The following is a 21,332-nucleotide window of genomic DNA, read 5'->3' on the forward strand; positions in this document are numbered from 1 at the left end:
CGTTGAGCAGGCAGAAAAAGAACAAAAGCGATGACCGCGCACAAAAGGGGCATCATTCCCAGTTTGTGGGAAGATGCCCGGATGGTGGTGTCACCGTTAACGTTTTTTGAGCCAGTTGAGAGCCGAGCGGTGGTAGCCGACGGCGAATTCCATGGCGGCCGATGCTCCCGGGTCTTCCGTCGAGTATTCCTTGACGAGGCTACGGGCGTGCGACATCGCTTCTTGGTGCTGTTCGGTCGCGTCGTCGTAGAGCTCGGCACGGGCGTCGTCGGACATGGCGTCGGCGAAAACGGTCTTGAGGGCGATCGGGTCCCGGAGCAGGCCAATACGTGAGGGCTCGTTTAGCCAACGGGTGAAGGCCCGTTTTCCGGCTGCGGAAATGGTGTAGGGAACGGAGGCACGCGGCCCGGGCTTTCCGACCCGCACGTAGCCGGCCTCGGCCAGCGCGGGAAGCTCTCGGTACACTTGGCTTCGCGTCATGGTCCAAAACGGCCCGAGTCGTCGACTCGCTTCGGCCATGAGTTGGCCCCCGGTCATTGATCCTTCGTGCAACAGCCCCAAAAGTGCTGCGGACGTTGCGTTCAGTTCTTTTCCTGCCATGTGAGAGAGAATGCCACGTCCCTTCACATTTTGCAAGTGGACTGAGCCGATACGTCGATGTCTGCGACTAGCTTTTGGACTGTACTTTTTCCAAATTTGTTGGGACACAATAGATAATCTCGGACAGGACGTTGTGGACGGCGGGAGTTTCGAGAATTGCAATCCTGTCACCACCCGCGATCAGGTAGTCCAATGCGGAGCCCGGTTTAACCATGATTGCCGGGAAGTGGGCTTCCCAGGTGCTCTTCGCCGGGTACCTGATCCGTATCGTCCTCATTGTCCGGTTCTTCGCTCGGTTCAGGCTCGTCCGTCTCAAGAGGTTCTTCCGATTCGGACTCCCCAGGATCCTCGCCACCTTCCGGACCGTCGCTCGCCGGCTCGTCCGAGGAGGGCTGCGGCTCCCTCGGTGTTTCCGACTCCTCCTGGCTCGACGCCGGGTCCGGAGAGGACTCTTCCACCGAGACGGACGGCTGATCGTCCCCAGCGGTCTCCTCCGCGTCTCCGCGAGGGAAGAACAGCAAGGCACCCACCAGCGACAGTCCAACGGCGATTCCCGCTGCCAAGGTAACCGTCGCCGTGCGGGTGTGCCGTCCTCCGTCGGCAGGGGCGGCGACAGCGACCGGGGGTTGCGGCGGCGTCGGCTCCATCGCCGGGGCGAGCCGCCGATCGACGAGCCGGTAGTGGGTGACCGCTCCCGCCGCACGGGAAAGTCGCGGCGCTACCGCACGCAGCCCTTGGGCGAACTGCGCCGCGCTGGGGCGTTCGTTCGGCCGCACGGTGAGCGCGGCGGCCAGTAGGTTCCACAGTTGCCCGTCGACGTCGACGGGGCACGGAGGGATCTGATCGACGTGGCGGCGCAGGACGGTCTCGACGTCGCCTCCTCCGCGGTACGGATTACCTCCGCTCATGCACTCGAAGAGCACCACGGCGAGCGCGTACACGTCGCTCGCACCGCTCACCGGCTGCCCGAGGGCTATTTCGGGGGCGGCGTATTCGGCGGTTCCGTGGGAGGGCGGGCGCGGGTCGTCGTGCGGGCGGACGGTACCGAAGTCGATCAACTTGGCCTGGTAGTCCTCCCCCAGCAGAATATTGCCGGGCTTGACGTCGCCGTGAATCAGGCCGGTGTCGTGCACGTGGGCGAGGGCTTGAGCGACGTCGGCGCAAAGCAGCGCGGCGGAGTGTGGGCTGAGCGGGCCGTCCTGACGTACCCGGTTTTTGAGGTCGCCGTTGGGCACATGTTCCAGCACCGTGGCGGCGATGTCGTCGGTGACGATGAAGTCTTTGACTTCGACGATGTTGGGGTGGGAGAGTTCGGCCAGAGCCTCGGCCTCGGCGAAGAAGGCCTCGACGCTGTCGGTTTCGGCGCGTAGCCGTGGGTGGAGGACCTTCACCGCCACCGGCTCTTCGGTAACCTGGTCGACTCCCTGCCAGACGGCTGCGGCTCCTCCGCCGGCGATCTCGGACTGTAGTTCGTAGCGTTGCGCGAGTATCCGGGTCATCGTCTGTCCTCTTCCGCTGGGCTGAGTCTGCGTCCCAGCTTAGGCGCGCTCGAAAGCGTTATGGAGTACGGCGACGGGTTTTGGCACAAGTTCGGGATTCACGCTCCGGACCGATTCCACCGCCGGGTGCAATCAATGTAATTCGATGTCATCATGCGCCGTTTTACGCCTCGTATGGTCTGCTGCCCAGGTCAAAAGGCAGTCGGACATCATACACAAGTATGACCGCTGTGACTCCGGGGCCGACTGCACTACACTGGCTTCCATGTCCCTCTATTCCGAGCAACAGGCTGTAGTGGTGCCTCGTGTCTGATCTACGTTGGAATTATGGTGCCCGTACCGACGTAGGCGGAGTACGCGACCACAACGAGGACGCCTATCACGCCGGGAAGCGGCTCATAGCGGTCGCCGACGGCGTCGGAGGTGCGGCCGCAGGCGAAGTAGCGAGCGCATTGACCATCGGCGAGATCGCCCGTCTCGCCCGACACGATCCGGCGAACGCGGCGGCGCAGTTCAATGCCGCGATCGACAACGCCCGTTCCCAGATTCGGGATCATATCGAGAACAATCCCGAGTCGACCGGAATGGCCACGACGTTGACGGCCCTGTGGATCAAAGACGCCGAGGCGCACCTCGTTCACATCGGTGATTCCCGGGCCTACCTGCTCCGAGACGACGATTTCGTACAGATCACCACTGACGACTCCTATGTGCAGCATTTGCTGGACGAGGGTGCGATCACCAAAGCCGAAGCGGCCAAACATCCGTATCGTTCGGCGGTGACTCGGGTCATCCAGGCCAACGAGCTTCCGCACGCGTATTTCACCCGCCCGGTGCGGGAGGGCGATCGAGTCGTCGTGTGTTCGGACGGAGTGACCGACTACGTGTCCGAGGAGCTCCTCGAGAGCACCCTGCGCAATTGCGAGCTGCCCCAGGACGCGGCGGACGCGCTGGTAAAACACGCGTACACCGAGGGCGCGCCCGATAATGTCACCGCCGTGGTGGCCGATGTCGAATCGACCCCCTCACGGCTTGGGCGCCTACTGCTGGCCGCGGGAGCGACGCTGGGCATCGCCGCCGTCGTCGCCGTGGTGTGGTTTTTGCTTCGCGGTTGACCAAGGACGTCGGTCGGGACCGTCTCCACACGATCCCGACCGACGACTTATCAGCGCATGAGGCGTTCCAGTTTAGGAGTCATCACCGCCAGGGCCGCTCCCGCGATCAGGGCGCAGAACCCGAGGGCGTAGAAGAAGCCGACCTCACCGAACCGGGGTTCCATCCACCCGTACAGCAGTCCACCGAGCGGTGAACCGACCGCGAGCGAGAGGTACCACAGGCCCATCATCTGTCCCTGCAGCTTCTGGGGAGCCAGTTGCTGGGTGACGCTCAGGCCAACCGGCGACAGGGACAGTTCGCCCCACACGATCAGCAGGAACACCAGAACCATCCATGCCAGGCCGATGGTCTCGCCGTCCGTGATTCCGCCCTTGAGCCAGCCCAGGACGAGGTAGGGAACGGCGATGAGGAACAGCGCGGCGGTGAATTTACGGACGGCGGTGAAGCCGCTGCCCAGCTTGACCCAGAGAGCCGCGAATACCGGGGAGAACGCCAGAATGAAGATGGTGCTCATATTGGTCACCACACCGGCGGGCAGTTCGAGGCCGAACAGGACCCGGTCGACCGACTCGTCGACGAACACCATCACCGAACTGAAGATCTGGAAGTAGAGCATCCAGAACACCACCGACGCCAGGAACAGGCCGATGTAGGTGTACATGCCCGAACGTTCGGAGGCGCTGACGTCGCCGGCCTGCCGGAAGATGGTCACGAAGTACCATACGGCGATGGCGAGCGCCGCGAACGTAATGATGTTGGGCAACCATGACGGGTCAAAGGTTCCGCTGGCAACCCAGAGCCCGAACAGCGCGGCCACGACGGCCACGACGATTCCGACGAGGCGGCCGTATTTCGACTTCTCTTCCGACGACAGCGGACGTGTCGGAGCGGTGCCCGCGTTTTCGAGCTTGTTCCAGCCGAGCCAGTACCAGATCAACCCCACGGCCATTCCGATGGCGGCGGCGCTGAAGCCCAGGTGCCAACGCGTATCGCCCGCTAGGAACGGCGTCACGGTCTGTCCCAGGAAGGCACCCAGGTTGATGCCCATGTAGAAGATGGAGAATCCGGCGTCGCGTCGGGAGGTGCCCTCTCCGTCGTAGAGTTTGCCCACCATGGTGGAAATGTTGGGTTTCAACATTCCGGACCCGGCCACGATGAGGGCCAGACCCAGGAAGATGAATACCCCCGAGCTGACGGGCACGGCCATGGAGATATGGCCGAACATAATAATGACCCCGCCGATGAACACCGATTTGCGGGCGCCGAAGACGCGGTCGGCGAGCCAACCGCCCGGCAGGGAGGTCAGGTATACCAGCCCGGAGTAGATCGAGGATACGGCGACCGCGTCGGCCGTATCCATTCCCAGGCCGTTGCTGGCTATATCCGCTCCGAGGAACAGAACCAGGATTCCCGACAGACCGTAGAAGCTGAAGCGCTCCCACATTTCTGTTCCGAAGAGTACAGCGAGACCTTGTGGGTGGCCGAAGAATTTCTTCTCGCTGCGCACTTCGTTGAGCTCAGATTGTGTCACGATACTCCTCATAGAACGGGGGCCGAGTTGGGTATCCGCGACGCTGAGCGCCGTTTATCGGTCAGTCTCGTCCCGAGCGCGGCTCGACCATCCCCACATGACGGCCGCGCTTCAGGGATTCGGATACTCGTCGACCCCGTATGTTCGCCCAGTTGTCGACTGGGCACATCCACACATCGTGCGCCGTCGGTGTGGACTAAGTGAATATAGCTCGACAATCGTGTTAAGTTTTCCTCACCAAAAGTGAGGTCGCGGTCACGTAACCAAGTACACAGGAACGTTTCTTTCCAGTTCATAATGCGTTCATGGCCTCTGAGCGGCTGAGATCGTGATCCCATCCAGAATGTCGTGCTCGCTGACGAGCATGGTCGCCAGACCGGCGCGCTCCATAATGGTCCGAAGGATGAGTGCTCCACCCACGATGACGTCCGCCCGCCCCGGGTGCATGACCCCCAGCGCCGACCGCGCGGACACGTCCATCGCCGCCAACTCCTGCGTGACCTCCTCCACCTGGGAATAGCTCAAACGGGTGCCGTCGATGACGGCCGGGTCGTAGCGATCCAGTCCGAGCGCCACTCCGGCCAGGGTCGTGGCCGTGCCCGCCACGGCTACGAAGTCGTCGGGGCCGTGGTCGGTGGACACCTCCGCAAGCGCCTCGTCCACCGCGGTGGAGATGTCCAGGAGCGCCGCGTCCAATTCCGCCGAGCTGGGCGGATCGGTGCGGAAGTGCCGTTCGGTCATGCGCACACAGCCGATCTGGACCGATCGCGAGGCGATGACGTCCTCGCCTTCCCCGAGTACGAACTCGGTCGATCCTCCCCCGGTATCGACCAGCAGCCGGGGCGCGTCGGTCGGCGGCAATCGGGACATCGCCCCGGTATAGGAGAGTTCGGCCTCTTCCCCGCCGCTGATGACCTCGGGTTTGATACCGATCGTGGATTCGACGAGCGCGGTGAACTCCGCGGAGTTGGACGCGTCGCGTGTCGCGGAGGTCGCCACCATTCGGACGGCTTCCACGCCATGGTCGGACATGTCGGCGGCGTAGGATTCCAAGGCCCGACGGGTGCGTTCCAATGCCGCCGGGGACAGACGTCCGGTCTCGTCGACCCCTTCGCCCAGGCGAACAACCTCCATGCGCCGCACGACGTCCTGGGCCACGCCGTCCTCGTCCACATCGGCGATCAGCAGACGGATCGAATTCGTTCCACAGTCGATTCCCGCTACCCGTGACATCTATTCCTCCTCATGAACGTCAGCGGCGCACTCGTCCGCGCAGGACACCGTCTTCCACCAGTGCGGCAGCATCTCCAATGCCTCGTCCCCCAGTGGATTCGCGCCGGGACCCGCCGCCAGCGAATGTCCGACCAACGCGTGCAGGCACTTCACTCGTTCCGGCATCCCTCCGGCCGTGACGCCGTCGATTTCGGGGACGTGCCCCAGGCGGTCCCGTCGCCGCAGATAGTCCTCATGAGCAGCGGTGTAGGCGGCCGCGAGTTCGGGGTCGTCGGCCAGTCGGGCGTTCATGTCCTTCATGACTCCCCCGCCCTCCAGACGACCGATCGCGGACGCGGCCTTGGGGCAGGTCAGGTAGTAGGTCGTGGGGAACGGGGTTCCGTCGTCCAGCCGAGGTTTGGTTTCCACCACCGCCGGCTGGCCACAGGGGCAGCGCCAGGCGACGGCGTTCACGCTGCGGATGGGGCGGCCGAGCTGACGGCTGACCGCGGCTTCATCGTCGGCGGTCGGCGTTTGCGGGTCCGTGGGCGCGAAATCGTCGCGCTGCGAGCGTTGCGATGGGGAAGTCAATCGTCTGCATCCTCAGGTTCGTTGGAGTCGGCGTCGTCAAAGGTATCCAATAGGTCGTCGAACCACTCTTTTTCGGGGCCCGTGTCACTATCGGGATCGGGCAAATTCTCGTTGTCGTCTTCCCCTAGGACCTTGACGAGTTCCTCGCCCGGCTCGACCAGTCCAAGGCGCTCTCGGATTTGGGCGGCGACGTATTCATCGTCGTTCCACTTCGCCCGTTCCTTCTCCAGGTCGGCGATCGATTCGATCTGCCGGGCCCGTTCCTGTTCCAGGTTGTTGATCTCAATGCGTTGTTCCACGAAGGTACGCAAGGGATAGGCGTAGGCGAGCGCGAGGAGGGACAGCACGAGTGCGAGCACGGCGGCTCGGCGTGACATCCGACGCGGCGGTCGGACACGACGACGCTGCACGGCCGGTACCGTTCCGGTCGTGGTCTTGCGTTGTCTACCTGTGCGGCTGCGGCCGGGACCGGATCCACCCCGGCCGGCCCCCGGGCGCGAAGGACGTCGAGAACTCACACTGAGAAGTCTAATGGCTTCGTTACGAGCGGGTTGAAGCCTCCTCAAAGTCGGGTCCCCACAATCCGGTCGGTGGACCCGGGACGCGGCCGAGGAGACGACGAGAGCTAAAAGCGTGTCCCGGTTGGACATTGCTTCGGCACTGTCCAACCGGGATTAAAACGACGCTATTGTGCCTGGTATTTCGGGAAGGCCTTGGCACCCGCATAGCGGGCGGCGTCGTCCAGGTCCTCCTCGATGCGGAGAAGTTGGTTGTACTTGGCCACTCGTTCACTGCGTGCGGGCGCGCCCGTCTTGATCTGCCCGGTACCCCAGGCGACGGCGAGATCGGAGATGGTGTTGTCCTCGGTTTCACCGGAACGGTGGCTCATCATGCATCCGAAGCCGGCGCGCTGCGCCATGGTGACCGCGTCGGAGGTCTCGGTGATGGTTCCGATCTGGTTGACCTTCACCAGCAGACCGTTGGCAGCGTTCTCTTGGATTCCACGCTGCAGGCGTTCGGGGTTGGTGACGAAGAGGTCGTCGCCGACGATCTGCACCCGACCGCCGATCCGACCGGTCAGCTGCGCCCAGCCTTCCCAGTCCTCTTCCGCCAGTGGGTCTTCAATGGACACGAATGGGTAGGCGTCCAGAAGTTCCTCGTAATAGGCGGTCATCTCGTCAGCGGTGCGGTTCTGGCCCTCGAACACGTAGGAGCCGTCGCGGTAGAACTCGGTCGCGGCCGCGTCCATGGCCAAGGCGATGTCGGTTCCGGTCCGGTAGCCGGCCTTCTCGATCGCTTGCACGATCAGGTCGAGGGCCTCACGGTTGGACCCCAGGTTGGGGGCGAAACCGCCCTCGTCACCGAGCCCGGTGGCCAGGCCCTTGTCCTTGAGGACCGCTTTGAGGGCGTGGTACGTCTCAGTGCCCCAGCGCAGTGCCTCCGCGAAGGTGGGGGCACCGATGGGTGCGATCATGAACTCCTGAATGTCGACGTTCGAGTCGGCGTGCGAACCGCCGTTGAGGATGTTCATGCACGGCACCGGCAATTCGAAGGCGTTGACGCCACCGAGGTAGCGGTAGAGCGGCAGTGCCGTCGAGTCGGCCGACGAACGTGCCACGGCCATGGAGACTCCGAGAATGGCGTTGGCGCCCAGGTTGGATTTGTCGGGAGTTCCGTCGAGGTCCAGCAGACGCTGGTCGATCAGGCGTTGTTCGGTGGACTCCAGTCCGATGAGCTCGTCACGGATGGCACCGTTGATGTTCTCCACCGCCGCGAGCACGCCTTTACCGCCGTAACGCTCGGGGTCCTTGTCACGCAGTTCCAACGCTTCGAACGCTCCGGTCGAAGCACCGGAGGGGACCGCCGCCCGCTGCAGGGTGTCGTCGTCCAACAGAACTTCCACCTCAACGGTCGGATTCCCCCGCGAATCGAGAACTTCGCGCGCCCTAAGGTCTTCAATTACTGCCACAGTTTCTCCTGATTAAATCTGCTGTCAGTATCACTGACGAATGAATGCGAATCATGAGTTCCGTCCCACGATCCCGACGTATGCGGGAAAACGTGGAGCTCCGCCGCGCTGCGGTGCGTCCCGGTTGGACGAGACCACCGAATTCGGTCGGTCCTCAGTCCGGTTCCAAGCCTACGCGGTGACGGTCGACGGTGTCGGAATTAGGTGGTTCGCATTGAGGCGTCCCAACGCCGGCATCACCCGTATCGCCGTCCCGCGGCTGAATTTACACTTGGGAACGTTGACGACAGGAACGACACCCCGGTTTGGAGAAACGACCGTGAAAACCCGTATCCCCGCCATGCTCTGTTGGCTGGCGACTCCGCTCGTACTGGCCGGATGTCTCTTTAGCGCCGATCAGGGCGGCTCCGAATCCCGCGTCATTCTGTCGGAGATCGCCTCCCGACTCGATTCCGACGAGATCGGTTCCTACACCGCGACCTACCGTCTCCAGGACGGCAGCGAATTGACCGTGTCGATCGACCCCGACATGGGGCGGGCGGCCGTCGTTCGGGACGACCAGGCCTCGCTCTGGACGCGGGAGGACAATTCGGAATCGCTGCGGCTGTGGCTGAAGGTGGAGCTGCACAATATTCTCCCGACGGGTCGTTCCGTGCAAACCTGGTTGGAAGCGGCGACGACCGACGACAAGGCGAAGGTGGAATTCGACGACGTCACCCTGGCGGGCGAGCGTTCCGATTGCATCCACATCCAGGGTGCCACCGACTCCGAGGTGGAGAACTTCAACGTCTGCGTCACCGCCATCGGTGTCATCACCCGAGTGGACGCTCGGACCCCGCAGGGACAGTACAGCGCGACCCTGGTCGACTACCGCGACGGAGTCGGCGAGGAGTGGTTCCGTGAGCTGGAGGAAGACCCGGACACGCAGCGCTGAACGTGTCCCACAGCATAAGTGGGAGTCCGCGAAAACGGCTCGTGGTGGATCAGGTAGAGTAGTAGTCGTTCGCGAGGCGAAAGCGCGAACACAGGCTTGCTCCCGTCGTCTAGGGGCCTAGGACGCCGCCCTCTCAAGGCGGAAACGGCGGTTCGAATCCGCTCGGGAGTACAAATAAGTGACGAGGCCAGCTAGTTTGTAGCTGGCCTCAAGTCGTATCATCGGGCCTCCCAGTACGCCGTGCCGATTCGAACCAGTTGTCCTTGTCGCAGACGGTGAAAATGAGTTTCGCCCGGTGGAATCTCGTGTCCAGGTGGGGGAACAACAGCGCGACAGGCACGTCCGTCGCGGCGTCAGACTCGTCATTCCGGTATTGGACGATCCGATGCCGGAATGCCTTAGACACCACCGCCCCTCATCGCCTGGAGGGTCTCCAGAATGGCCGGCATATCCGGTGTCCTGTCGGATTGATCCGTCCGGACCGCTCTTTGAACCAGCGACGCGATGCCAGGGGCTTTCTGTTCGATCGAACAGGGAATACCACGTTGGAGACCTCCTGCCACCGCCGCGCATTTCTCCGCGAAGGCGGCTCCTTCCGGATACGGAGTCAAGGTCTGCCCCGTCAACAGGAAGTAGGCGACGGCCCCAAAGGAATACACTTCCGACCGTTCCGTTGGAACAAGATCACGCGACCGCTCCGGCATGCGGGCCGCGATCTCCGGAGCGACGTAGTGGACCAGTGCGCCGCCGTAGTCATCGTTCCCGCCGATGGCGACGGAGACGTCGAAGTCTATAAGCTGTAGACGACCGTCGAAGTCCCGCACGAAGTGCACAGGTTGGAGATCACCGTGCAGATATCCTCGCTCGTGCAGATCTTTTACCGCCGACGCCATGTCGATGAGGGTATCCAGGAGCCGGTCAAGACCGAATTCTCCGACCTCTTCGCGTCGAAGGCCGTCCGTTTCATCCCAGACAGTCGTGTCCCCGATCCACGGCTGGACAGACCACGCTTCGGTTTCATCGAAATGGGATGCCAGCAGCCGAGTTCCTCCTCCCCAAGGAAGTTGGTCGAGAACCCGTGCTTCCCGCCGCAGGCCCTCATATCGGATCGTGGAACGCTGAACGTCGTCGGTGACGGTTACGTGCTTTAGAAGGTAACGGTGCTTCTCCCCTTCCAATCTGCGTACCGTTCCAATCCTCGACGTGATCGGCTGGCCGAATGTCACTGTGGGGTCCGTCTGCCGGAACGTATCGCGGATGATGCGTTCGGTCTCGGTGGTCAATGGTTCTGCCATGGTGCACTCCGTCTATGAAAGAGCAGCCGGAAGGCCGGCGCGGCTTGCCAGAATGTACTGAATTGACGTCCTCGTTTCCCTGAGGGGAAAGCGATTCCCGGCTTGGCTTCCAGTGTGGCTGGAAGCTCTACGGGTGGGTTACTGCTTCGACGCGCTGTGCCGGGACTGTCCCGGTCTTACCTGCGCTCCACGAGTCGTTTTGGGTGTCCGCAGGTCCTGCGGCCACCAGACGCCTACCTTCGCGCCTAATGTTGATTTCAGCGTTGGCATCCCGGTCGTGGGACGCCCCGCATCCGCACTCCCACCGGCGGACGGCTAGGCCTTCCAGGCCGGTCGGTCCCGTCAAGGCCCCGCAGTCGGAGCACAGGCGGGTGGAGGGGAAGAACCGGTCCACCGTCACAAACGTCCGTCCGGTCCGCTGGGATTTCGATTCCAGGCGGGAGAGGAACATCCCGAACGCCGCGTCGTGGACCGACTTGGACATACGGGACCGCTGCAACCCCTGAACGTTGAGGTCTTCTGCATAGACAGCTTGGTTCTCGCTGACGATGCGGTGGACCTGTTTGTTTATCCAGTCGCTGCGGGAGTTTTTGATCTTTTCGTGGACCTTCGCCACACGGAGGCGTGCTTTGGCCCGGTTGTTCGAGCCTTTCTGTTTGCGCGACAGTGACCGCTGTGCCTTCCTGAGTTTCCGCTCCAGGCGTGTGAAGAACTTCGGGTTGTCGATAGTCTTGCCGCCACGCAACACCGCGAAGTCCTTCAACCCCAGGTCGATCCCTGTCTCAGCGTCGTCGGGCAACGGATCGTGGAGGTCGACGCCGTCGTCGGCGGTGACCACGAACGACGCAAAGTACTTGCCCGTCGGGGTTTTGATGACCGTGACGCTGGACGGGTCGGAGGGAAGTTCTCTGCTCCAGGCGACCGTGACGTCTCCGATCTTGGGCAGCCGCAGCCGCCCATTGCCAAGTACGCGGAACCGGGCGGCTTTGGTGAACCGAGCCGTCTGGGTGTTCGACCGGCGTTTCCACCGCGGTGGGCCGACACCCGGCCCCTGTCGCCGTCCGGTGAGAGAATCGAAGAAGTTCTTATACGCCCGGTCGCAGTCCCGCAGCGCCTGCTGCAGCACGACTGCCGAGACCTCGGCCAGCCACTCGCGTTCGGGGGTTTTCTTCGCCTCGGTAATCAGCGTCTTCGCCAGCAACACCGACGACGGATACTTCCTCCCGGCGGCGTAGGCCGCTCTCCGGGCCGCGATGGCATCGTTGTGCACCGTCCGTACACACCCGAACGTCCGCGCGAGCTGCCGCCGCTGCGGGGCCGTCGGATAGAGACGAAACCGGTACCTCAAATGCACAAGAGAAAGCGTAACGGGAACGTCTGACATAGCTATTGCAAACCAACCAGCCTCCAGAAAGGCGCTACACCTCCACCCTAAAGGGAGCACTGCGCCTGAAAACGGTAGCGGTATCGTCCCGTCAGTGTTCGCGAGTTGGCCTCCTCCTCACGGCTAAAAGTCGGGGGAGTCCAATCCAGTATTCCGAGAACTTCGGCACGAACCCAAATCATCCTATGACCGGTTCATCGGTCAACCTGTTTTGATAACAGAGTGCGATTATTAAGTGCCCCATAAACATCAACAGCCCAAACATTTAATATTCGTAATGCATTCCACCGTAGATAATCCTCACGCACTATGCGAGACTTTATCTCGTGTGTGTCAAGTCGACACGCAGTTTCAGGAGTCCTATTCAAAAGGGGATCTATGCGACTCAAAGCTGCCGGATTGGCGGCGTCAACATTGCTTTTGACAGCCGCTTGTGTCCAAGAATCATCCGGCCCTGAGAAATCCGACGACGCCCTGGTCGGTTCGGGGTCGGGTTCCAATTGCAACATCGATCGAGTCGTCCGGGTCGGTGCCACACTGAGCCTCACCGGTGGCGCCGCTTTCGCGGGCGAGTACCAGCAGCAAGGCCTCCAGCTGGCCATCGACGAACTGAATCAAGAGTCCGGAGTCTCGTACGAATTGGTCGTCGAGGACGACGAGACGGATGTCCAAAGTGGTCTTACTGCCTTCGAGAAGCTCATCGAGCGCGATGAGGTCAGTGCGTTGATCGGCCCAACTTTGTCCAATGTAGCCTTTTCCACCTATGAGGAATCCCAGGACGCCGGGGTTCCCACCATCGGTATTTCCACCACCGCGAACGGAATTCCCGAAATCGGCGACTACATCTACCGCGTCTCCCTCCCCGAGGAGGTCGCACTCGCCGAGAGCATCCCGGCTTCTTACGATGCCCTTGACTATAAAGACGTCGCGGTCATGTACGACAACGAAGACGAGTTCACCGCCTCCGCCTATGAGTCCATGATGCTTGAACTCGAACGTCTTGACGTGGATCTCGTTTCCGAGGAAACCTTCCCCACCGATGAAAGCGACTTCCGTTCTCAGTTGACTAAAGTGGCGGAAACCGAACCTGACGTACTCGTCCTGTCCGCGCTTCCGGCCGCCACGGCACCATTGGTTAAGCAGGCACGTGAAATCGGCTTGGACGTCCCCATCGTGGGTGGTAACGCGTTCAACTCCCCGGTCATGATCGACAACCTCGGCGACAGCGCCGAAGGCCTCATCGTGGGCGGCGCCTGGAGCTCGTCGGCCATGACGACGGGTAACCAGGAGTTCATGGACTCGTTTGAACAGACGTACGACCGTGCTCCCGACCAGTTCGCGGCGCAGGCCTACACTTCCGCTCACGTCCTGGACGCGGCCATCCGTGACAACTGTGACGCCAACCGTTCGGCGATCCGCGAGGCTCTGGGACGCATCGACGCCCACGAAACCGTTCTCGGACCCGTTACCCTGGCTCCGCACGGCGAAATCACCCAGGACGCGTTCGTTCAGATCATTAAGGACGGAGAATTCACTCCGATCGGCGAGTAAATCCCCGTTCGGAACAGTGGCCGAGCCACATACGTCCGAGATGCTTAGCGATAAGCACTGGATTTCGTTGCATTCGATACCGCTCCAGTCAATCCGTCAGCGCACCTCAGGTGCGCTGACGGCATGCTCATAAAACCGGTGTTCTGGCCAGGTCGAACATCATCAGTCAAGCCGCGAGCGTAGCGATGCGGCGGTTGAGCTGGAGAGGAGCTCAGGTGCCGCACGGTACGTCGAACAGGGTTGTTCGCAGGTTCCAGGCGTGCTCCAACACGTCGGGTTCTACGAAGGACGCTGGACAACGTGCTGTGCGGGAGCTGAGCGGTCACCCACCCACAAAAACCTAGTGAGACAACCATCCTATGTTGGAACAAATCACCAACGGCCTTTTCACAGGCTCTATTTACGCGCTATTCGCCATTGGATTCACCCTGGTATTCGGTATCCTTCGGCAGCTCAATCTGGCGCACGCCTCGATCTTCACCGCCGGTGCGTTCATTGCCATCGGACTCATCGACGGGGGTACTCCGGCCTGGTTGACCTTCGTATTGGTCGCCATCGCCGGTGTGATCGTGGGACTGTGCCTGGAGTTCGTCGCCTTCCGACCCCTCACGGGTCGACCGGACGAACACTTTGCGGGACTGATTTCCTCCGTCGCCTTCGGAGGAATGGTCATTGCCCTGCTGCGTGCCTACTTCGGTTCCGAACCACGCAGCATTCCCGCCGATACCTTGCCCGCCACGAACTGGGAGTTCGCCGGGATTACCGTCACCTTCGTGCAGGTGCTGATTTTGACGGTATCGCTGGTGCTCATGCTGGCCCTCGCCTGGCTGGTCGGGCGCACCACCTTCGGTAGCGCCATGCGTGCGGTCGCCGAGAACCCCGATGCGGCTCGCATTCTGGGGGTCAACGTCAAACAGGTCACCGCCTCCACGTATGCCCTGTCGTCGGCTCTGGGAGCCACCGCCGGAGTGCTCATGGCGGTGAACGTGGGGCAGGCCAATTTGGAAATGGGCCTGTCGATCGAATTGACCGGTTTCGCCGTCATCATTCTCGGCGGGCTCGGCTCGCTCTGGGGTGCGATGACGGCCGGTCTGGTGCTCGGCCTGGCCGAAACGTTTACCGTGCAGTACATCGATTCTTCCTGGAAAGACGTCGTTGCCTTCGGTCTACTCTTCGCCATTCTCCTATTCCGCCCTCAAGGCCTGTTCGGCTCGATGAAAACCCGGGAGGTGTAAATGTTCGCTGGATATGAGAGCCTACTGATCACCATCGCTCTGGCCGGCATTCTGGCCTACTCTTTCTATGCCGTCTTGCTGGCCGGACAGCTCAGTCTGGGGCAGGCGGGCTTTGCCTCCCTGGGCGCCTATGTATCCACTTTGGTGGTTCCGGAGACTCCCCTTTTCGGAAGTCTCAGTCCGGTCCTTGTCGGCATACCCGTCGGAATGGCCGTCGGAGCATTCGCGGCGTTCCTTTTGGGACTTCCCGTACTACGCCTCCGCGGCGTATTTCTGGCAATCTCGACGATCGCCTTTTCCGAGGTCGTGCGGATCTTCATCCTCAACGCCGAATGGACCGGTGGAGCCAGAGGTCTACGCCTCGACAAATGGGTCACCGTGGACTTGGCGTGGATCGTCCTCGCCCTCATCGCCTACTGTTTCTGGCGGTTCGGCCCCTCCCGGACCGGTCGCGCCTTCGCCGCCGTACGGGAGGACGAAATCGCGGCTCAGTCGATGGGGATCAACGTGGCTCGTACCCGCATGATCTCCTTCGTCACGTCGGGGGCCATCGCCGGTCTCTACGGTGTCATGTTCGCCTACTTCACCCGCTTCATCGAACCGTCCAACTTCGACTTCTCCTTGATGCTCGACGGGCTGATCTCCGCCATCGTCGGAGGTATCGCCCTCTTCATCGGTCCGATTCTGGCGGCGGCGTTCTTTACTCCCCTGCCCGATATCATGTCGGGCATGGGCGTGGAAGCCGGCTGGATTCCCTCCTTCGTCGCCGCCGCGATTCTGCTGCTGGTGATTCTCTTCCTACCAGGCGGGCTGTCGAGTCTCCTGACGAAGCTGAAGCCGAACCGTCCGGTGTCGGTCAGTGCCGAGCCACCTGAGCTGGCACCTCTACCGCAGGCCGGCAGCAGTTTGATCGAATTGACCGGGATGTCGAAACATTACGGTGGGGTCAAGGCCATCGACGGAGTCGACCTCCACCTCGCCGCCGGTGAGGTCCTGGGAATCGTGGGCCCCAACGGGGCGGGTAAGACCACGCTCATCAATCTGGTGAGCGGTCACGTGGCCCCGACCAGCGGACAGGGTAGTGTGCTCAACACTCCGTTGAAGGCCAAGACCGCCGTACACTCGGTGGCCAAGGCCGGTTTGAGCCGGACGTTCCAGCACTCCAAACTCTTCGACCGCCTGAGCGTTCTGAACAACGTCCTGGTCGGCACCCACAGCCTGGCACGTTCGACCTTCCTGCGTCGTCTGGTCTGGATTCCTTCGGCACGCCGCGATGAAGCCGCGCTGAAGGCACTGGCCTACCGGCAGCTGGAGCGCGTCGGCCTAGGCGACAAGGCACACCTTCCCGCCGCACAGCTGTCGTACGGAGACCAGCGCCGTCTGGAGATCGCCCGAGCGTTGGCGTCCCATCCCTCGGTCCTGATTCTGGATGAACCGGCAGCGGGGATGAACCCCAGTGAAGCCACCGAGTTGGCCGAACTGATCGAGTCGATTAAGAACGAAGGTGTAGCCGTCATACTGATCGAACACCGTATGAGCATGGTGGCCGACCTGTCCGACCGCATCATGGTTCTGGACTTCGGCAAGGTCATCGCCGATGACGAGCCGGACGCGGTGTTGAACAACGAGCAGGTCGTCGAGGCGTACATGGGGAGTGCAGATGAGTGATCCGGTATTGCGAGTCCGCGACCTGGAGGTCGCCTACGGCAAGATCAAGGCCGTGCAGGGAGTCTCCTTCGACGTCGAATCGGGTTCGTTGGTAACCCTGATCGGAGCCAATGGGGCCGGTAAGACCTCCACGCTGGCAAGCGTGGCGGGACTGGTTCGCCCAAAGTCCGGTTCGATCACGTTCAACGGCAAAGACATCACTCGGAAGCAGTCCCATCAACTGGTGAAGACCGGTTTGGTTCTGGTTCCCGAAGGACGTCAGATCTTGGGGTCGCTCACGGTGGAGGAGAATCTCAAGCTGGGCCGGTGGGGCCGTCCCAGTGACAGTGCTCTTCTGCAGCGCCAATACGACCGTTTTCCCATTCTGAACGAGCGTCGCGCCCTTCCGGCCGGTTCTCTGTCGGGCGGCGAGCAGCAGATGCTGGCCATCGCTCGAGCCATGATGGCGGAGCCGTCGATGGTGCTACTCGACGAACCGACGATGGGACTGGCACCCAAGATGGTGGACACCATTTTCGAGACCATCGACGAAATCCGTTCCGACGGCGTCACGGTTCTCTTGGTGGAACAGAACGCCCGCCGCGCCCTGAACGTGGCCGACCACGGCTACGTCATCGAAAACGGCACGGTGGCTCTGGATGGACCGGCCTCCGAACTGCAGGAGTCCGACGAAGTCAAGAAGGCCTACCTGGGCGGTTTTTAACACTCGAGGGTCGGGTATCAACGATGCCCGACCCTTATTCCTTGCCATCCAATCATTCCCCTTCACGCTTGGTTCTATAATGGATATACGGATTCACACTTCACTTGGGACATAACTCTCCTCTCCCTCCGTATCGATCCCGACACCACAATCGGTAAACACTCCTGGTGAATATCGCAGCAATCGGAGACGACTGGGATTTGCACCGCTCGGGCTCAACTGGTACTACTAACGAGTAATTTTTTCGTATTCGTGTCATGGTTTGTTAACGGTTTTGTACCTCGACCGTTGGCTTGGCGCGCTTTGCTGGCCATGACGACATACGATCACCCGAGAACAATACAGGTGAATACATGAAAGCCAACCGGATTGCCCTGGCGGCCACCGCCGCCGTCTCCGTTGCCGCAACAGCGGCTTGTTCCGATTCCGGCGATGCCGCACCCGACGGTGAAATCGACGTCTGGATCGCCTTTACCGACTACCGCCTGGACTGGATGGAAGACCTCGCCGAGGACTTCTCCGAAGAACACCCCGATTACAACGTCAACATTACCGGCTACGACAACTACGAGCCGTTGTTCGACGCCGTCAACACCGCCTCCGAACAGGGCGACCCTCCGGCCCTCGTGCAGTACTTCGAGGCCGCCACTCAAAAGGCCCGCGACGCGGTCAACGCCGACGGTGAGCCGATGTTCACCTCCATCGAATCGGCCATCGACGGCCGTGACGAGGTCCTCGGCGAGCCGGTGGTTCTCGATGACGTGGTCGACTCGGTGAAGAACTACTACACCATCGACGGTGAGTTCTCCTCCATGCCGTGGAACACCTCCACCACGCTCATGTTCAGCAATGACTCGCAGCTATCGGCCGCCGGCGTCGACGAGGTTCCCGAAACCTGGGAGGGCATCGAAGCCGCCTGTGACGACATCATGTCGGCCGACGACGCCCCCGAACACTGCATCACTCTCCCCAACCACAGCTGGTTCGCCGAACAGGCCGTGGCCCAACAGGGTGGCCTGTTCGTCAACAACGACAACGGACGCTCCGACCGGGCCGACGAAGTGAACCTCGACTCGTCCGAGATGGTCAACTACGTCGAGTGGCTGCAAGAGCTACAGGACAAGGACTACCTGTACTACTCCGGTAAGCAGAACGACTGGACCGGTCCTTTGAACGCCTTCAGCGCGCAGAAGAGCGCCTTCTTCCTCACCTCCTCCGGGGAAGCCACCGACATCGTCAACACCGGAGCCGACGCCGGATTCGACGTCAACGTCAGCCGCACCCCCTACAACTCCGAAACCGAGTTCGCCGGGAATCTCATCGGCGGTGCCACGATGTGGATGACCAACGGCCTCAGTGAGATCAACGAGGACGGTGCTCTGGCGTTCATGCAGTACCTCAATAACCCGGAGAACGCCGCCGACTGGCACAAGACCACCGGCTACATCCCGATCACCTACTCCGCCGAGGAGCGCCTCGAAGAGGAAGGCTGGTTTGAGGAGAACCCGTACCAGACGGTCGCCAATGAGCAGCTCGCGTTGGCCGACGACAGCCCCGCTTCCTCCGGAGCGCTCGTCGGATCGTTCGTATCCATCCGCGAAGAGGTCACCGCAGCCGTCGAAGCCGTCCTCGTCTCGGGCGATTCACCCGAGGAACGCCTGAGTGAAGCGCAAGAGAAGGCCCAGCAATTGCTGGACGACTACAACAAGCTCTACGTCGACTAGCGGAAACAACTGAAAACTCGATAATCGTGCCTATTTATCCGATAATGCCGCCGCTGTTCGCGGCGGCCGTCATCGCGGGCGCGGCGATTGGTTGGGTGGCGTGGAAACGCGCCACCCTTCCGCGCGCATGGTTGGGGGGCCTCGTCGGCGCTTTCGCCGGTGGCCTCGGCCCCTTGCTGACCATGGTTCCGCTGCAGGCCTGCACCTTCGAACCTGAACGTACCGGACTGGACAACGGCATCGGCGTGGTGGCGTTCTTCCTACCCGCCGCTTTCGCCATCGCCGCCTCGGTCTGGGTCGGACGAGCGATCGCCTCCCCCGGTGGACTGTCCAATCTCGATTCCGGAGACAAGGGCGGTACCTTCCGGCATGGAAACACCACCGCCTGGGCGTTCCTTCTCCCCACCCTGGCCGTATTGGTGCTCTTCCTCTACTGGCCGTTGCTGGAGACCTTCCGGCTGTCGACCCAGCTGACCATGCGGGGAACCGCTCAGGAACGCTTCATATGCGTCGACAACTACACGAAGTTGATCGATCCGACCCTGGAATGGTGGGCGATCGCGCTGGTGGCCGCCGCTCTCCTGGCCACCCTGATCACCCTGGTCTCCAAGCGGATCTGGAGCGACCCCCATACTTCGCCCGCGCCCAAACTGCACCGCGTGCAGCGGCTGGTGACCCTGGCGGCCGTCATTGCCGTGGCCGCCGCATTGTTCGGAGACGAGTACCGAGGCGTCTTCATTACGACGTTGATCTTGACGTCCGGAACCATCCTCACCGCACTGGCGGCCGGCCTGGGGATCGCTCTGTTGGTCTCCCAACCGATTCGAGGTAAAAGCGTCTACCGGGTGCTGTTGGTCTGGCCGTTCGCCATCAGTCCGCCGATCGCCGGTATCCTCTTCTTCGTCATGTTCGACCCCACCACCGGCATCGTCGGTCATGTGTGGGAGTTCTTTACGCCGTGGGAGATGCCCAACTATCGGACCGACGCATTCCTCGCTCGACTTCTGGTCATCGCGGCCAGCGTTTGGAAGACACTGGGATTCATCATCGTGTTCTACATAGCGGGTTTGCAGAATATCTCGCAGGACATGCTGCAGGCGGCTCGACTGGACGGAGCGAACGCCTGGCAACGACTCCGGTACTTCATCGTCCCCAGCTTGGCGCCGATTACCTTCTTCCTGATCATCACCACCGTCACCTTCGCGTTCTTCGAAATCTTCGGAACGATCGACTACCTGACGCGAGGCGGACCGGACGGTGCGACCACCGATGCCATGACGTCGGTGGTACTGAACCAGGAATGGATCGGAGACGGCGCGGCTCGCTCGCTGATCCTGTTCACCATCGTGCTGGCGATAACCGCCTGGCAGTTCCGTTCCACGGGAAGGAAGGTGCATTATGGTCGCTGAGAGGACCGTAGTCGCGCGTAAACCACGGCGACAGACGTGGCACTTTCACGTGGCACTCGTTTTGATCTGCATAGTGCTGTGCGCGCCCATCGCCTACGCGTTCCTGGGCGCGACACAGAACAACGCCCAACTGCTGAATTTCCAGCTGTATCCCGGCGACAAGTTCGCCGATAACCTGGCGGTGGTCTGGCTGGACCGGGAGTTGTGGCGCTACATGATCAACTCCTTCATCATGTCGGCCATCATCGCCGTCGGCAAGGTGGTCACCGGGGTGATGGCGGGTCTGGCGTTCGTCTATTTCCGCTTCCCCGGGCGCTGGGTGGTGTTCTTCTTCGTACTCGTCACCCTCATGATGCCCACCGAGGTGTCCATTCTGGCCCTGTTCCAGATCGTGGACGACTTGGGCATGTCGAACAACCTGGCGGGTTTGACCGTGCCGTTCCTCGCCTCGGCGACGGCCGCGTTCCTGTTCCGGCAGCATTTCGCCAACCTGCCCGCCAACCTGGTGGAGGCCGCGCAATTGGACGGAGCCAATCCCTTCCAGTTCCTCACGCGGGTATTGATCCCGTTGTCGTGGAACGTTATCGGTGCGCTGGCAGTACTGCAGTTCCTCTTTGGCTGGAACATGTACCTGTGGCCGCTGCTGTCGGTCACCGAGCGCGACCAACAGGTCGTCCAGGTCGGTCTGGGAACCCTGCAGCAGGCGGGAGAGGGACAGATGTACGGACCGCTCCTCCTCGGCGCGCTCCTGGCGTCCATTCCGCCGATCATCGTGTTCCTGGCCCTGCAGAAGCCCTTCACGTCGGGCATGGCCATCAACCCCGACAAGTAATCGGTCGCTCGGACGTCGCCACGGCGCGGCGTCCGAGACCTCCTTTAACGGCTCGCCCAGAGCCGTCGAGACGCCTTCG

At 61.9% G+C, this 21,332-nt stretch carries 19 protein-coding genes and 1 tRNA gene; 10 read left to right on the top strand and 10 right to left on the bottom strand.

The window, feature by feature from the left end:
• Positions 1–96: 96 nt before the first annotated feature.
• Together HALAL_RS0101090 and HALAL_RS0101095 are read right to left on the bottom strand one after the other, a co-directional pair.
• Entirely contained in the window at positions 97–600 is a 504-nt protein-coding gene (locus HALAL_RS0101090) for a PadR family transcriptional regulator (RefSeq protein WP_025272224.1), read from the bottom strand.
• A gap of 206 nt (positions 601–806) precedes the next feature.
• Entirely contained in the window at positions 807–2,099 is a 1,293-nt protein-coding gene (locus HALAL_RS0101095; RefSeq protein ID WP_025272225.1) for a serine/threonine protein kinase, read from the bottom strand.
• 305 nt (positions 2,100–2,404) lie between these two features.
• Between HALAL_RS0101095 and HALAL_RS0101100 the strand changes: the two genes are divergently transcribed.
• A complete protein-coding gene (locus tag HALAL_RS0101100) occupies positions 2,405–3,214 on the top strand; it encodes a PP2C family protein-serine/threonine phosphatase (RefSeq protein ID WP_025272226.1) in 810 nt (269 codons plus the stop codon).
• Positions 3,215–3,264: 50 nt separating this feature from the next.
• Here the strand turns inward: HALAL_RS0101100 and HALAL_RS0101105 are convergent, their stop codons facing one another.
• The 5 genes from HALAL_RS0101105 to eno all read right to left on the bottom strand — a co-directional run bounded on the left by HALAL_RS0101105 (position 3,265) and on the right by eno (position 8,518).
• A complete protein-coding gene (locus HALAL_RS0101105) occupies positions 3,265–4,746 on the bottom strand; it encodes a peptide MFS transporter (RefSeq protein WP_051462657.1) in 1,482 nt (493 codons plus the stop codon).
• A 303-nt stretch (positions 4,747–5,049) separates the two neighbouring features.
• On the bottom strand, positions 5,050–5,979 hold the full coding sequence (locus tag HALAL_RS0101110) for a Ppx/GppA phosphatase family protein (protein WP_025272228.1): 930 nt from the start codon (positions 5,977–5,979) through the stop codon (positions 5,050–5,052).
• A complete protein-coding gene (locus HALAL_RS0101115; protein WP_025272229.1) occupies positions 5,980–6,549 on the bottom strand; it encodes a DUF501 domain-containing protein in 570 nt (189 codons plus the stop codon).
• Positions 6,546–7,067, bottom strand: coding sequence for an FtsB family cell division protein (locus tag HALAL_RS17925; protein ID WP_169732385.1), 522 nt, complete (start codon positions 7,065–7,067; stop codon positions 6,546–6,548). Before HALAL_RS17925 ends, HALAL_RS0101115 begins: the two co-directional genes overlap by 4 nt.
• Positions 7,068–7,234: 167 nt before the next feature.
• Positions 7,235–8,518, bottom strand: coding sequence for a phosphopyruvate hydratase (eno, locus tag HALAL_RS0101125; protein ID WP_025272231.1), 1,284 nt, complete (start codon positions 8,516–8,518; stop codon positions 7,235–7,237).
• 319 nt (positions 8,519–8,837) lie between these two features.
• Here eno and HALAL_RS0101130 point away from each other — a divergent pair, with 319 nt between their 5' ends.
• Together HALAL_RS0101130 and HALAL_RS0101135 are read left to right on the top strand one after the other, a co-directional pair.
• A complete protein-coding gene (locus tag HALAL_RS0101130; protein ID WP_156937545.1) occupies positions 8,838–9,452 on the top strand; it encodes a hypothetical protein in 615 nt (204 codons plus the stop codon).
• A 98-nt stretch (positions 9,453–9,550) separates the two neighbouring features.
• Positions 9,551–9,623: transfer RNA gene (locus HALAL_RS0101135), tRNA-Glu, on the top strand.
• 37 nt (positions 9,624–9,660) lie between these two features.
• Here the strand turns inward: HALAL_RS0101135 and HALAL_RS19410 are convergent.
• From HALAL_RS19410 to HALAL_RS0101150, 3 genes are all read right to left on the bottom strand, one after another.
• Positions 9,661–9,861 (bottom strand): sulfotransferase, encoded by a 201-nt coding sequence (locus tag HALAL_RS19410; RefSeq protein ID WP_025272233.1) that lies wholly within the window; start codon positions 9,859–9,861, stop codon positions 9,661–9,663.
• Complete coding sequence (locus HALAL_RS0101145) at positions 9,851–10,747, bottom strand: protein kinase domain-containing protein (RefSeq protein WP_025272234.1); 897 nt, start codon at positions 10,745–10,747, stop codon at positions 9,851–9,853. The genes HALAL_RS19410 and HALAL_RS0101145 overlap by 11 nt, the downstream gene beginning before the upstream one ends.
• 127 nt (positions 10,748–10,874) lie before the next feature.
• The gene (locus HALAL_RS0101150; protein WP_025272235.1) at positions 10,875–12,101 is read right to left on the bottom strand and encodes an RNA-guided endonuclease InsQ/TnpB family protein; all 1,227 of its coding nucleotides are present in this window, start codon (positions 12,099–12,101) and stop codon (positions 10,875–10,877) included.
• 408 nt (positions 12,102–12,509) lie between these two features.
• Between HALAL_RS0101150 and HALAL_RS0101155 the strand changes: the two genes are divergently transcribed.
• The 7 genes from HALAL_RS0101155 to HALAL_RS0101185 all read left to right on the top strand — a co-directional run bounded on the left by HALAL_RS0101155 (position 12,510) and on the right by HALAL_RS0101185 (position 21,253).
• The gene (locus HALAL_RS0101155; RefSeq protein ID WP_025272236.1) at positions 12,510–13,682 is read left to right on the top strand and encodes an ABC transporter substrate-binding protein; all 1,173 of its coding nucleotides are present in this window, start codon (positions 12,510–12,512) and stop codon (positions 13,680–13,682) included.
• A 359-nt stretch (positions 13,683–14,041) separates the two neighbouring features.
• The gene (locus HALAL_RS0101160) at positions 14,042–14,917 is read left to right on the top strand and encodes a branched-chain amino acid ABC transporter permease (protein ID WP_029767167.1); all 876 of its coding nucleotides are present in this window, start codon (positions 14,042–14,044) and stop codon (positions 14,915–14,917) included.
• Positions 14,918–16,585 carry a branched-chain amino acid ABC transporter ATP-binding protein/permease gene (locus tag HALAL_RS0101165; RefSeq protein ID WP_025272238.1) on the top strand — a complete coding sequence of 556 codons (1,668 nt, stop codon included), beginning with the start codon at positions 14,918–14,920 and terminating at the stop codon, positions 16,583–16,585.
• Entirely contained in the window at positions 16,578–17,288 is a 711-nt protein-coding gene (locus HALAL_RS0101170; protein WP_025272239.1) for an ABC transporter ATP-binding protein, read from the top strand. Before HALAL_RS0101165 ends, HALAL_RS0101170 begins: the two co-directional genes overlap by 8 nt.
• Positions 17,289–17,641: 353 nt before the next feature.
• A complete protein-coding gene (locus HALAL_RS0101175) occupies positions 17,642–19,012 on the top strand; it encodes an extracellular solute-binding protein (RefSeq protein WP_025272240.1) in 1,371 nt (456 codons plus the stop codon).
• A gap of 26 nt (positions 19,013–19,038) precedes the next feature.
• Positions 19,039–20,421, top strand: coding sequence for a carbohydrate ABC transporter permease (locus HALAL_RS17205; protein ID WP_156937547.1), 1,383 nt, complete (start codon positions 19,039–19,041; stop codon positions 20,419–20,421).
• A complete protein-coding gene (locus tag HALAL_RS0101185; RefSeq protein ID WP_025272242.1) occupies positions 20,411–21,253 on the top strand; it encodes a carbohydrate ABC transporter permease in 843 nt (280 codons plus the stop codon). The genes HALAL_RS17205 and HALAL_RS0101185 overlap by 11 nt, the downstream gene beginning before the upstream one ends.
• Positions 21,254–21,332: the final 79 nt, after the last annotated feature.

The sequence above is a fragment of the Haloglycomyces albus DSM 45210 genome, assembly GCF_000527155.1.
GTDB classification, from domain to species: Bacteria; Actinomycetota; Actinomycetes; order Mycobacteriales; family Micromonosporaceae; genus Haloglycomyces; species Haloglycomyces albus.

What these genes read in the sequence shown, in the direction of transcription:
- HALAL_RS0101090 (WP_025272224.1), bottom strand. Translation starts at nt 600, where the DNA reads ATGGCAGGAAAAGAACTGAACGCAACGTCCGCAGCACTTTTGGGGCTG.
- HALAL_RS0101095 (WP_025272225.1), bottom strand. Translation starts at nt 2,099, where the DNA reads ATGACCCGGATACTCGCGCAACGCTACGAACTACAGTCCGAGATCGCC.
- HALAL_RS0101110 (WP_025272228.1), bottom strand. Translation starts at nt 5,979, where the DNA reads ATGTCACGGGTAGCGGGAATCGACTGTGGAACGAATTCGATCCGTCTG.
- HALAL_RS0101145 (WP_025272234.1), bottom strand. Translation starts at nt 10,747, where the DNA reads ATGGCAGAACCATTGACCACCGAGACCGAACGCATCATCCGCGATACG.
- HALAL_RS0101155 (WP_025272236.1), top strand. Translation starts at nt 12,510, where the DNA reads ATGCGACTCAAAGCTGCCGGATTGGCGGCGTCAACATTGCTTTTGACA.
- HALAL_RS0101160 (WP_029767167.1), top strand. Translation starts at nt 14,042, where the DNA reads ATGTTGGAACAAATCACCAACGGCCTTTTCACAGGCTCTATTTACGCG.
- HALAL_RS0101165 (WP_025272238.1), top strand. Translation starts at nt 14,918, where the DNA reads ATGTTCGCTGGATATGAGAGCCTACTGATCACCATCGCTCTGGCCGGC.
- HALAL_RS0101170 (WP_025272239.1), top strand. Translation starts at nt 16,578, where the DNA reads ATGAGTGATCCGGTATTGCGAGTCCGCGACCTGGAGGTCGCCTACGGC.
- HALAL_RS0101175 (WP_025272240.1), top strand. Translation starts at nt 17,642, where the DNA reads ATGAAAGCCAACCGGATTGCCCTGGCGGCCACCGCCGCCGTCTCCGTT.
- HALAL_RS0101185 (WP_025272242.1), top strand. Translation starts at nt 20,411, where the DNA reads ATGGTCGCTGAGAGGACCGTAGTCGCGCGTAAACCACGGCGACAGACG.